General features: G+C 73.8%; 2 protein-coding genes. Both read left to right on the top strand.

Going from position 1 to position 13,736, the window contains the following annotated elements:
* The first annotated feature begins 28 nt into the window (after positions 1-28).
* Positions 29-715, top strand: coding sequence for an MgtC/SapB family protein (locus tag GGR12_RS04705; protein WP_183203212.1), 687 nt, complete (start codon positions 29-31; stop codon positions 713-715).
* A 242-nt stretch (positions 716-957) separates the two neighbouring features.
* On the top strand, positions 958-13,671 hold the full coding sequence (locus GGR12_RS04710; RefSeq protein WP_183203213.1) for an autotransporter outer membrane beta-barrel domain-containing protein: 12,714 nt from the start codon (positions 958-960) through the stop codon (positions 13,669-13,671).
* Positions 13,672-13,736: the final 65 nt, after the last annotated feature.

Genomic DNA, 13,736 nt, shown 5'->3' on the forward strand with positions numbered 1-13,736 from the left:
TCGTCAGTCGGCGGAGCGAATTGGGTTGATGAACTGGGATCTGATCTGGCCGGTCGTCGCGGCCATGACGGCCGGGGGGCTGATCGGGATCGAGCGCACCTACCACGGGCATCCGGCGGGCTTCCGGACCCACATCCTCGTCTGCCTGACCAGTTGCGTTCTGATGCTCGCCGCCATGCACCAGGCGACCTGGGCCTTCACCGCCCTGCCGGGACAGAATGTGGTCATCGACCCCACCCGCATGTCGCACGGCCTGCTGACCGGGATCGGCTTCCTCTGCGCCGGCGTCATCTTCCGCGAAGGCTTCTCGGTCCACGGCCTGACCACGGCGGCGTCGCTCTGGGTGACCTCGGCCATCGGCGTCCTGTTCGGCGTCGGCATGCTGAACCTCGCCCTGCTCGCCGCCGGGTCGACCCTGGCCGTGCTCGCCGTCCTGCGCCTGCTGGACGCCAAGCTTCCCCACATCGGGGTCATCGACGTCGTGCTGCGCTGGAAGCGCGGCGCCGCCCCCGGTGAGCCGAAGGTGCGCGAGCTGCTGAACGGCTCCGGCATGAAGGCTGTCCGCCTCGGCCACGTCATCTGTCAGGACGGCGCGCTGCACGAGCACCACATGAAGGTGAAGGGCCCCATGCCGATGGATATCGACGGCCTGGTGACCCGCCTTTCGGCCGAAGCCGGCCTCGCCGGATTCTCGGTTCTGCCCCGCGACGAATGAGGCGTTTCGCGCCCTCAAAACCACAGAACATCGTTCGTCCGTAGCCCGATAAAGTAGTGCCAAAACGGCACACTCCACACGCCTGTCGCGATTCTTAACCTTGACCGTTTACGGTTCGCCGACCAATGGTTGCAGCCGCGTGGGCAGAGGCGGGTGGCGTGAATTCTGCTCTGGGGTGAAACGGCTGGCCGAAAGGGGACACTGATCCCCTCCATCGCGCGCGAGCCATTGGGGGCGATGAGATGTCGAACACTACGCGCGAAGCGTCGAGGTTTGTGCGGGCTGCGGCCCTGGTTCATCAACTCGCGGCATCGACGGAGGCCTCTCGTCTCCCGAAGGCCCAGGCCGACGCGGTCTGCGAACAGATCGACGAACTGGTCACCCTGCTGGACCGCCGACGCGACAGCGACGCGCGCACCCTCGCCGACGCCCTGCTGACGCTGCGGGTCGCCCTGACCTCGGTCGGCAAGCGCGCGCGCGAACGCCGCGCCGACGTCGCCAACAACCGCAAGCTCGGTCGCACCCTGCGCCGCATCGCCATGATCATCGCCGCCGTCGGCGCGGTCGCCAGCCCCATGGCCGCCGCAGCCGCCGATCGCAGCGACGACTCCTCGTTCAACGACGCGCCCGTCACTTCGGCCTTCAAGTCGTCCCTTCTGTCGGGCACCGCCCTCAGCCCGCTGGCCTCGCCCACGGCCGGTCTGCCGGACGGCCCGCAGGCGATGCTCCCGGTGCCCGCCGTCGGCGGCACCATCTTCAACCCGGTCACCAACGCCAACGAGACCGTGGTCGAGATCCTGAATCCGACCGCCGTCCGCACCAACCTGAACAACGTCATCCTGCTGGCCAACACCGTGGGCGACGTCATCCCCAATCCGGCCGGGGGCAATTTCACCGTCACCGCCGTGAACCTCGACGGCGACGGCCATGTCGTCAGCCTGAACGTCATCAATGCGGCCAGCGTCGCCTCGACCCTCGCGCGCGTCTCGGCCATCACCACGGCCCCGGGCGCGCCTGCGGGCGGCCCGCTGACCCTGCCGGCGGGAGCCGGTGATCTCGGCTATGTGCATGACATCCGTCGCGGCAACGGCGGCGGCGGCGGTCGTGACGGCGCGCTGTTCGTGTCCGCCAACTCCGGCGGCGACGGCCAGGCCGGGCCGACCTTCAACGTCAACGCGGGCTCCTCGGGCTCCGGCGTCACCACCGTCTCCAACGGCGTGGCCGGCGTCATGGGCGCCAGCATCGGCGGCAACGGCGGCAACGGCGGCGACGGCTATCTGGGCGCCTCGGGCGCCTCGGGCGGCAACGGCGGCGCCGGCGGCAATGTCACCGTCACCTCCAATTTCAGCACCATCTCGACCACCGGCGTCGCCTCGCACGGCGTCGTGGCCCAGAGCCGCGCCGGCATCGGCGGCGAAGGCGGCTCGGGCTTCGTCTTCTCCAGCGGCGGTTCGGGCGGCTCGGGCAGCACCGGCGGCACGGCCACGGCGATCAACTACAGCACCATCTCCACCACGGGCGCGGGCTCCCACGGCGTGTTCGCCCAAAGCCTGGGCGGCGGCGCCGGATCGGGCGGCGGCAGCTACGGCCTGTTCGGCGATGGCGGCGCGGGCAACCGCGGCGGCCAGGGCGGCCATGCCGAGGCGATCAACTACGCGCGTGTGACCACGACCGGCGACGCCTCGTTCGGCGTCACGGCCCAGAGCGTGGGCGGCATCGGCGGCGACGCCGGCAACGCCGTCGGCCTCGTCACCTTCTCCGACGACGGCGCCCCGGGCGGCGACGGCGGCACGGCCATTGTCCGGGCCCGCACCGGATCCGAGGTCTACACCAGCGGCAATGCGGCCCACGCCCTGTTCGCCCAGTCGATCGGCGGCGGCGGCGGAAACGGCGGCCTCAGCCTCGGTCTCGCCTCGCTCGGCTCGGGCGGCGGCACCGGCGGCGCCGGCGGCTCGGCGCAGATCGACGCCTGGGATTCGACCATCGTCTCGACGACCGGCGTCTCGTCCCACGGCCTGTTCGCCCAGTCGATCGGCGGCGGCGGCGGCAACGGCGGCATCAGCGGCGGCCTGGTCGTCGCCATCGGCTCCGAAGGCGCCAGCGGCGGTCTCGGCGGCGCGGTGACGGTCAGTTCCGGGGCGACGATCACGACCACCGGTCTCGGCTCGCGCGGCCTGTTCGCCCAGTCCATCGGCGGCGGCGGCGGCAACGCCCTCGGCTCCGGCGGCCTGGTGTCGCTCGGCGGATCGGGCGGCGGCGCGGGCGGCGCGGGGACGGTCAACGTCACCACCAGCGGGGCGAGCGTGATCTCGACCCAGGGCGTCGGCGCGGACGGCATCTTCGCCCAGTCGGTCGGCGGCGGCGGCGGCTCCGGCTCGGCCAGCGGCGGCGTCGTCGCCCTCGGCGGCACGGGCGGCGTGGGCGGCAACGGCAATACGGTCACCGTCGACAACGGCGGCTCGGTCTCGACCACCGGCGACTTCGCGCGCGGCGTCTTCGCCCAGTCGGTCGGCGGCGGCGGCGGCGCCGGCGGCGACAGCGGCGGCCTGGTCACCCTCGGCGGCAACGGCTCGGGCCTGAGCACCGGCGGCGACGTCACCGTCACCAACCGCGGCGCGGTCAGCACCGCCGGCGACATCGCCAGCGCCCTGCAGGTCCAGTCGATCGGCGGCGGCGGCGGCGACGGCGGCTCCTCCGGCGGCGTCTTCCTGACCATCGGCGGCGCCGGCGGCGGCGGCGGCCGCTCCGGACTGGTGACGGTCAACAACCACCACGACCTTTCGACCGGCGGCAACGACTCGCACGGCATCTTCGCCCAGTCGGTCGGCGGCGGCGGCGGCAACGGCGGCTCGACCGTCTCGATCAGCGCCTTCGCGGGCGCCGCGGTCGGCGGCTCCGGCGGCGCTGGCGGCGACGGCGGCCTGGTCGACGTCAACCTGTTCGATCGCACCCTGGCCGTCGGCGGCGGCAGCCAGACCTTCTCGCCCCTGATCATGACGACCGGCGACCGGTCGCGCGGCATCTTCGCCCAGAGCGTGGGCGGCGGCGGCGGCAACGGCGGCTTCGCGGCCCAGGTCTCGGCCGGCTACGGCATCAGCGCCAGCGTCGCCGTCGGCGGCTCGGGCGGCGGCGGCGGCATCGGCAACACCGTCACCCTGGACGGCGACGCCACGATTCTGACGTCCGGCGACTATTCCGAAGGCATCTTCGCCCAGTCGGTGGGCGGCGGCGGCGGCAACGGCGGCTTCGCCATGTCCTTCTCGTTCGCGGCCGGCGAGACCGCCGCGGCGGCCTTCGGCGTGGCCGTCGGCGGTTCGGGCGGCACAGGCGGCGCCGGGGGCGCGGTCACCGTCAACTCGGGCGGCTCGATCCAGACCACCGGCGACTTCTCGACCGGCTTCCTGACCCAGTCGGTCGGCGGCGGCGGCGGCAACGGCGGCTTCGCCGTGGCCTTCAGCGGCTCCGGCGCGGGCGTGGCCTCGGCCGCGGCCTCGGTCGGCGTCGGCGGTTCGGGTGGTGACGGCGGCATCGGCGGCACAGTCATCTCCCACTTCGACGGGACGATTCTGACCGGCGGCGACGACTCCCGGGCGGCCCTGATCCAGTCGGTCGGCGGCGGCGGCGGCAACGGCGGCTTCAGCGTCGCGGGCGCGGTCTCGGTCTCCGGCACGGCCGGCGTGGCCGGCGCGGTCGGCGTCGGCGGCTACGGCGGCGGCGGCGGCGCGGGCGGAAACGTCACCGGCAGCGTCGGCGGGGCGGTCCAGACCACGGGCGACCGGTCGGCGGGCGTCACCATCCAGAGCGTGGGCGGCGGCGGCGGCTCGGGCGGCTTCAACATCTCCGGCAGCATCGGCGGCGGCGGCACCTTCGGCGGCGGCGTGTCCGTCGGCGTGGGCGGCTCCGGCGGCGGCGGCGGCGCGTCGGGCGTCGTCAACGGCACGGCCGGCGGAACCATCCTGACCACGGGCGACCAGTCCGGCGGCCTGATCGTCCAGAGCGTGGGCGGCGGCGGCGGTTCGGGCGGCTTCAACATTTCCGGCAGCATCGGCGGCGGCGGCACGGTCGGCGGCGCGCTGTCCGTCGGCGTCGGCGGCGCGGGCGGCGGCGGCGGTTCGGCCGGCGCTGTCACGGGCGCGGCCCTCGGCGCGGTCGAGACGCGCGGGGCCCAGTCGGCGGGCGTCACCATCCAGTCGATCGGCGGCGGCGGCGGCTCGGGCGCCTTCAACGTCTCGGGCGGCATCGGCGGCGGCGGCACGGTCGGCGGCGCGATCTCGGTCGGCGTCGGCGGCTCCGGCGGCGGCGGCGGGACCGGCGGAGACGTCACCGCCTCCTCGGTCGGGATCCTGACCTCCGGCGACCAGTCGGCCGGCTTCCTGGCGCAGAGCGTCGGCGGCGGCGGCGGCAACGGCGGCTTCAACGTCGCCGGCAGCATCGGCGGCGGCCAGACCGCGGGCCTCGGCCTCACGGTCGGCGTCGGCGGCTCGGGCGGCACGGGCGGAAGCAGCGGCACGGTCACCGCCACGGTCACCGGCAACGTCTCCACCACGGGCGCCCAGTCCGACGCCATCACCGCCCAGAGCGTGGGCGGCGGCGGCGGCAACGGCGGCTTCAACGTCGCCGGCAGCATCACCGGCGCCCAGACCGGCGCGGCCTCGATGTCGGCCGGCGTCGGCGGCTCGGGCGGCGGCGGCGGCTCGGCCGGCGCGGTCAGTCTGACCCACACCGGCGCGACCTCGACCACCGGCGCGGACAGCGACGGCGTCATCGCCCAGTCGGTCGGCGGCGGCGGCGGCAACGGCGGCTTCAACGTCACCGGCAACATCGCCTTCGCCCAGAGCGGCGCGGGCACGCTGGGCATCGGCGTCGGCGGCATGGGCGGCGACGGCGGCGACGGCGGCGCGGTCACCCTGAACCTCAACACGGGCGTCGCGGACCCCTCCAACACCCTGATCGCGGCCTGGACCACCGGCGCCAATGCGCGCGGCGTGCTGGCCCAGTCGGTCGGCGGCGGCGGCGGCAACGGCGGCTTCACCGTCACCGGCGGCCTGTCCGGCGCCCAGACGGCCGCGGGCAACGTCGGCTTCGGCATCGGCGGCGGCGGCGGCGACGGCGGCGACTCGGCCGCGGTGATCGGCAACATCAACGGCGACGTCCGCACCGACGGCCTGGAGTCGGCCGCCATCCTCGTCCAGAGCGTGGGCGGCGGCGGCGGCAACGGCGGCTTCAACATCTCGGGCGGCATCGCCGGCTCGCAGACGACCGCCGGCAATCTGATGGTCGGCGTCGGCGGCTTCGGCGGCGCGGGCGGCGACTCCGGCGCGGTCAGCGGGACCGTCACCAGCCACATCGCCACCCTCAGCGACCGCTCGTCCGGCCTGACCTACCAGAGCCTCGGCGGCGGCGGCGGCAACGGCGCCTTCAACGTCACCGGCGGTATCGCCCTGGCCGGCAGCGGCGGCGGCACCGGCAATATCGGCGTCGGCATCGGCGGCTTCGGCGGCGACGGCGGCGACGCCTCGACGGTCACTCTCACCTACACCGGCGGCATCTCGACCCGCGGCGACGATTCCTGGGGCGCGCTCGCCCAGTCGGTCGGCGGCGGCGGCGGCAACGGCGGCTTCAACATCACCGGCGGCCTCAGCGCCTCCAGCAGCATGAGCGGCACGCTCGGCTTCGGCCTCGGCGGCTTCGGCGGCGGCGGCGGCAATGCCGGCGCGGTCACCGCCTCGCTGACCGGCGACGTCGGCACGCTCGGCAACGGCTCCTACGGCGCCATGCTGCAGAGCCTCGGCGGCGCGGGCGGCAACGGCGGCTTCAACGTCACCGGCTCGGTGGCCCTGTCGGTCACCAGCAGCCCGGCGGTCACCGTCGGCATCGGCATCGGCGGCTTCGGCGGCGGCGGCGGCGACGCCGGCGCGGTCACCGGCACCGTCATCGGCGACTACGTCACCCGCGGCGACAACGCCGACGGCGTCACGGCCCAGTCGGTCGGCGGCGGCGGCGGCAACGGCGGCCTCAACGTCACCGGCAACATCTCGCTCAGCTCGGGCACGGCCGGCACGGTCGGCATCGGCATCGGCGGCTTCGGCGGGGCCGGCGGCGACTCCGGCGTGGTCACCTTCAGCTACACCGGCGACATCGACACCGACGGCGCGAACTCGGACGGCCTGATCGTCCAGAGCCTGGCGGGCGGCGGCGGCAACGGCGCCATCAACGTCACGGGCGGCATCGCGGCCAGCACCAGCGGCACGGCCGGCGGCCTCGCCTTCGGTCTGGGCGGCTTCGGCGGCGACGGCGGCAACGCCTCCGATGTGACCGCCTCGATCACCGGCAACGTCTGGGCCCGCGGCCTGTCGAACGACGAGCTGATCCCGGCCGAGACCACCATCGGCATCCTGCCGGGCTCATGGGACGACACCTATATCCCGCCGCACCGCATCCGCGAGAACGGCTCCAACGGCATCGTCGTGCAGAGCATCGGCGGCGGCGGCGGCAACGGCGGCCTGAACGTCTCCGGCCAGATCTCCCTGACGCCTCCGGGCGGCAGCCAGGCGGCCCGCTCGGTCACCCTCGGCGTCGGCGGCTTCGGCGGCGGCGGCGGCGACGCCGGCAACGTCACCATGACCTTCGGCTCGCCGGACGCGACCCGCGTCCAGGCCAGCGCCATCGGCGACAACCGCTCGGCGGTCATCGTCCAGTCGGTCGGCGGCGGCGGCGGCGCGGGCGGCATAAACATCTCCGGCGGCATCGCCATGGACGGCGTCCTGACCGCCGGCATCGGCGGCTTCGGCGGCTCGGGCGGCATCGGCCGCGACGTGCTGGCGAACATCGACGCCGACATCTTCGCCTCGGGCAACCTGTCGCGCGGCCTGATGATCCAGTCGATCGGCGGCGGCGGCGGCGCGGGCGCCATCAACATCTCGGGCGGGCTCAGCGCCGATCCGAACGGCACCGAGCCCTCGCTGACCTTCGGCCTCGGCGGCTTCGGCGGCGCGGGCAACATCAGCGGCGACGTCACCGCCACCCAGCACGGCCAGGTCGTGGTCGAGGGCGCGGGCGCCATCGGCGTGCTGGTCCAGAGCGTCGCCGGCGGCGGCGGCTCGGGCGGCCTCAACGTCACGGCCGACATCCACCTCGGCGAGGGCGGCTCCAACGCCCGCACCGAGGGCGTGGCCATCGGCGTCGGCGTCGGCGGCACGGGCGGCGACGGCGCGGACGCGGGCGACGTCTCGCTGCACAGCGTCGGCAACATCTTCATGAACGCGCGTCCGGTGGTCAGCCCGCCGGTGGGCGGCCAGCCCTTCGAAGGCATTGATTTCGCAGCCGATGCGCCCGGCGTCCTGGTCCAGTCGATCGGCGGCGGCGGCGGCGTGGGCGGCGTCAACGTCACCGGCGTGGTCGCGCCCTTCGGCCAGCCGGCCGCCATCGGCGTCGGCGGTTCGGGCGGCTCCGGCGGCAACGCCGGCACGGTCGACGTGGTCCGCGGCTATGTCGGCTCCGGCCCGGCCGAGACCGAACAGCGCCGGCTGATCCGCACCTTCGGCGATCACTCGGACGGCCTCGTCGCCCAGTCGATCGGCGGCGGCGGCGGCCGCGCGGGCGTCAATGCGGTCTTCGCCCTGACCACGCACTCGCCGGGCAACAACCCGATGGCGGCCCTGATCGCCGTCGGCGGCTCGGGCGCGGGCGCCGGCAGCGGCGAGGACGTCACCGTCCGCCACGCCGGCGACATCATGACCTCCGGCGTCGATTCCGACGGCATCTTCGCCCAGTCGGTCGGCGGCGGCGGCGGCGACGCCAACTACAACATCGGCTTCGGCGTGCTGCGCAACGCCACCGCCCTGAACCTCGCCGTCGGCGGGGCCACCGGCGCGGGCGGCACCGGCGCCGACGTCTCTGTCGAGCACCACGGCGTCATCGTCACCGAGGGCCGCTCCTCGGCCGGCATCCACGCCCAGTCGCTGGGCGGCGGCGGCGGCGACACCGTGCTGGATCTGGCGCTGGGCATCCTCGCCAACCATTCGGTCGGCATCACCGTCGGCCGCCACGGCGGCACCGGCGGATCGTCGGGCGATGTCTCGGTCGTCGCCGACGGCACCATCCAGACCTCGGGCGAGACCGCGGACGGCATTCTGGCCCAGTCCATCGGCGGCGGCGGCGGCGACAGCAGCGCCACCACCGTTTCGGCCTCGACCACCAGCGGCGCCAACACGCCCCAGGCCGAGTCCTACAGCGCGGGCGTGTCCGTCGGCCTCGACGGCGGTGTCGGCGCCTTCTCCGGCGACGTCAGCGTCGATGTCGCGGGTCACATCACCACCTCGGGCTATGAGGCGCGCGGCGTCTTCGCCCAGTCCATCGGCGGCGGCGGCGGTCGCGGCGGTTCGGCCGCCAACGCCATCGTCCGTGCGGCGGGCGCAGCCACGGTCACCGTCGGCGGCACCGGCGGCACGGGAGCCATCTCCGGCGACGTCACCGTCGACAGCGACGCGACCATCGTCACCACCGGCCACCGGTCGGACGGCATCCTCGCCCAGGCCATCGGCGGCGGCGGCGGCACCGGCGGCGTGGCCCGCACCCTGGCCTTCCAGGTCGGCGGTCCGCCGCCCACGACTACGACCCGCACCCTGTCGGTCAACGTCGGCGGCTCCGGCGGCACCGGCGCGGTCGGCGGCGGCGTCGACGTCACCAACACCGGCGTCATCGCCACCGAAGGCGAATACTCGCACGGCATCCGCGCCCAGTCGGTCGGCGGCGGCGGCGGCATCGGCGGCATGGTCCTGAACGCGGCCCTGCAGTACCGCGGCAGCGACGACATCGACTTCAACCTCGGCGGCTCGGGCGGAACCGGCGGCGCCGGCGGCGCGGTCAGCGTCCTGAACGAAGGCCTGATCTTCACCGAAGGCCGCTTCGCCACCGGCATCAGCGCCAACAGCATCGGCGGCGGGGGCGGCGACGCCGGCCTCGTGCTCGACGTCCAGCTCGGCTACGCCGGCATGGACAACCAGACCCATCGCCTCGTCGTCAACATCGGCGGCTCGGGCGGCGACGGCGGCGTCGGCGGCGCGGTTTCGGTCATCAACCGTCCGGTCACGGGCGAAGACCACACGGGCGAGATCGTCACCCGGGGCGAGGGCGCCTACGGCATCTTCGCCCAGAGCCTGGGCGGCGGCGGCGGCAACGGCTCCAGCGTCCTGTCGCTGACCGGCATGATCACCGGCCGCGACAGCGCCCTGGTCGGCCTCAACGTCGGCGGCGTCGGCGGCACCGGCAACACCGGCGGCACGGTCACCGTCCTCAATGAGGGCCTGATCGACACCACCGGCGCGGGCGCCCACGGCATCCTCGCCCAGTCGATCGGCGGCGGCGGCGGCAACGGCGGCATCGCCTTCGCGGCCAACCTGCTGATTTCGCCCACGACCCAGATCCTCAACCACGCGCCCCTCGTCACCCTCGGCGGCTTCGGCGGCGACGGCGGCGACGGCGGCTCGGTCACGGTCACCAACTCGGGCGACATCGTCACCCGCGGCGCGGGCGCCCACGGCATCCTCGCCCAGTCGATCGGCGGCGGCGGCGGCAACGCCCAGATGGGCTTCGGCCTGACCTCCGACATCGGCAGCATGGTCCTGTCGCACGCCGTCTCGGCCCTGATCGGCAACCTCGGCGGCGGAACCGGCGGAACCGGCGGCTCGGTCACCGTCAACCACTCCGGCGACATCACCGTCCTCGGCGAAGGCTCGCAGGCCATCATCGCCCAGAGCGTGAACGGCGGCGGCGGTCACCTGACCTTCGACTTCAGCGGCATCACCGGCCTGACCGGCTCGCCCTTCATCGACCTGCACGGCGCAACCGTGACTCCGGACCCCATGGTCCTGGGCCGCGCGGGCGCCGCGGGCGCGGTGAACATGAGCTCGGGCCTGGTCCACACCAACACCACCGGCACCTTCCAGGTCGGCGGAAACAACGGCGTCGCCAGCCTGACCCAGGCCATCGGCGGCGGCGGCGGCTCGCTGATCATGCGCGCTGTCATTGCGCCGCTGACGGTTTCGCCGTCCCCGGCGCCCCTGGTCTCGCCGCTTGAGGCCGCTGACAAGGACACCGGCCCCGAGGTCTCGCCGCTGGCGGTTCCGATGGCCGATCCGTTCGCGGCGCCGGGTGATCCGGTCGCCATTCCGTTCGAGCTCGTTCTCGGCGGCGTCAACGGCGTCAACAACAACGGCGGCGGCATCAACAGCGTCCACTCCGGCGCCATGCTCACCACCGGCCTTAACTCGCCGGCGGTGCTGGTGCAGTCGGTCGGCGGCGGCGGCGGCATCGGCCTGCTCGACCTCACGGTCACGGCCGGCGGCCTCGTCGGTCCGCTCGACGTCACCCTCGGCGGTTCGGGCGGCCTCAACGAATCCGGCGGCGCGGTCTCGCGCACCAACGCCGGCGGCATCGTCACCACCGGCGACCTGTCGCCCGCGGCCGTGATCCAGAGCATCGGCGGCGGCGGCGGCTCGGCCAGCGTGGTCCTGCAGGGCCCCGGGGCGACCAACGTCGCGCTCACCGGCGTGCTCGGCGCCGACGGCGGATCCAACCTCAACGGCGGCGCGGTCACCGGCCTCTTCACCGGCGGCGTCCAGACCTTCGGCGACTACGCCCTGGGCCTCTTCGCCCAGTCGGTCGGCGGCGGCGGCGGCGAGCTCCGCCTGTCCGGCGTCTCGACCCTGGCGGCGACGCTGGGCGGCTCGGCGGGCGCGCAAGGCGACGGCGGCTCGGTCTCGCTGACCAACACCGGCCAGATCGGCACCGTCGGCGACCACGCCCACGCGGTCATGCTGCAGTCCATCGGCGGCGGCGGCGGCGCGGTGTTCGGCGCCTTCGCCCCGACCGTCGCGCTCAGCAGCGACAACACCGGCGACGGCGGGGCGATCAGCTTCACCCAGGTCGGCAACGTCATCACCGAGGGCGACAACGCCTACGGCGTCATCGCCCAGAGCCTGGGCGGCGGCGGCGGCTGGATCGAGGGCGGCTTCCGCGGCACGGCCGGCGGCGCCGGCGCGGGCGGCGCAATCGACCTCGACCTCTCGGGCGCGGTCTTCTCGGCCGGGACCAACTCGGTGGCGATCTTCGCCCAGAGCCTCGGCGGCCTCGGCGGCGGCGACATCTCCATCGCCTCGAACGGCTTCGTCCGCGGCGGCACGGGAACCGGCGCCGGCGTGCGGATCGACGGCGGGGCGAACAACGTCGTCACGACCTCCGGTTCGATCTCGGCCGTCTCCGGCCTGGCGATCGACGCCACCACCGGCCAGGACACCGTCAACAACGACGGTCTGGTCGTCGGCAACATCGACCTCGGCCTCGGCGACAACGCCTTCAACAACCGCCTCGGCTCGACCTTCGTCGCCTTCAACACCATCGACCTGCGCGATGCGGCCGGCGACAGCGGCGTCTACACCAACTCGGGCGACTTCCTGATGGGGCTCAGCGCCTCGCGGGTGCCGATCGACCTGTCGGCGGGCGAGACCTTCGCCAACCTCGACCTCGAGGGCGATCCGTCGGTCAACATCATGTACGGCTCGCGCGTCATCAACACGGTCGCCCTCGACGGCGACTATGTGCAGACCAACAGCGGCCACCTGGCCTTCGACATCGCCTTCGGTCCCTATGCTTCGGATCGGGTGAACGTCACCGGCGACGCCACCGTCGACGGGACCGGCGAGGTCATCCTGACCTGGCTGGAGAACGACGACCGCCGCACCCTGTTCGCCACGGGCGGCAACGGCTTCGACAACGGTCTGGAGATCGCCGACACCCTGGCGATGGACTACAGCGTCAGCGCCGACACCGACGGGGTCCACCTGTCGTTCGTCAGCAACTTCGGCCAGCCGTTCCTGAACCGGAACGAGCGCAACCTCGGCCGCCACATGGACTTCGCCATCCAGGCCGGCGGTTCGTCGGGCATCGGCCAGCTGATGGCCCTGCTCGGCAACATGCAGGCCGGCGACGAAGACGCCTACGCGGCCGTATTCCACGAACTGAACCCCGAACCCCTGATGGCGCCGCTGGTCACCCAGCTGAACGCCGCCGAAGGCTTCGCCGGCCAGCTGTTCAGCTGCGTCTCGCCGGTCTTCGAGGTCACGGAACAGTGCGTCTGGGCCCGCGTCGAAGGCTCGAACTTCGAGCGTCAGGGCGATTTCGAGCACTTCGGGATCCGCAGCCAGGAAATGCGCCTGCGCACGGGCTTCGAAACCCCGCTGTCCGACGGCTGGTCGTTCGCGGCCGCCCTCGGCTACGACAAGCTCGACCCGATCACCATCGAGGACCGCGCCCGCACCGACGGCAAGGGCTTCCACGGCAGCTTCGGCGTCCAGCATCGCGACTATGAAGGCCTGCAGGCCGGAACGTCGCTGTCGGGCGGCTACCAGTGGGCGGACGCGGTTCGCGGCGTGAACGTGTTCGAACCGCTGGTCGGCACGTCGCGGTCGGAGAGCGGCTACCTCCAGGCCAACGCCTATGCGGCCTGGCTGATGCGCAGCGGAAACGTCTTCCTGCGCCCGGCCATCAACCTCTCGGCCACGGCCCTGCGCCAGAACAGCTTCTCGGAAGAGGGGTTGGAGGGGCTCGGCGTCCAGGCGCTGTCCAACACCCAGGTGTTCGGCACGGCGGCCCCGGAGGTCTCGCTCGGCTTCGTCCTGCGCGACGACACCGCGGCCCAGTCGACGCTGGTCTTCACCGCCGGCGGCGTGTTCCGCTCCGAGGACGAGGTGCGCATGCCGTACCGCCTGCTCGGTTCCAACCCCGACGCCTTCCCGGCCATGATCGGCAGCGCCCTGGAACAGGAGGCCTGGCGCGTCGGCGCTGACCTCCGTCTCGCCACCGGCAACGGCGTCGAGCTCAGCGCCACCGCCAGCGCCGAGTTCGGCGATCGCAGCGACAGCCAGCAGGCCGGCGTGAACCTGCGGATCCGCTTCTAGAACCGGCCCCGGCCGTCGTCCCTCGCGGGCGGCGGCCGGGCGCTGGTTTCAGGGCTCTCGACGCC

It is taken from the genome of Brevundimonas lenta (assembly GCF_014196335.1).
Taxonomy (GTDB): domain Bacteria; phylum Pseudomonadota; class Alphaproteobacteria; order Caulobacterales; family Caulobacteraceae; genus Brevundimonas; species Brevundimonas lenta.

Excerpts from the sequence above, each read along its gene's own strand:
- GGR12_RS04705 (WP_183203212.1), top strand. The coding sequence starts at position 29 with ATGAACTGGGATCTGATCTGGCCGGTCGTCGCGGCCATGACGGCCGGG.
- GGR12_RS04710 (WP_183203213.1), top strand. The coding sequence starts at position 958 with ATGTCGAACACTACGCGCGAAGCGTCGAGGTTTGTGCGGGCTGCGGCC.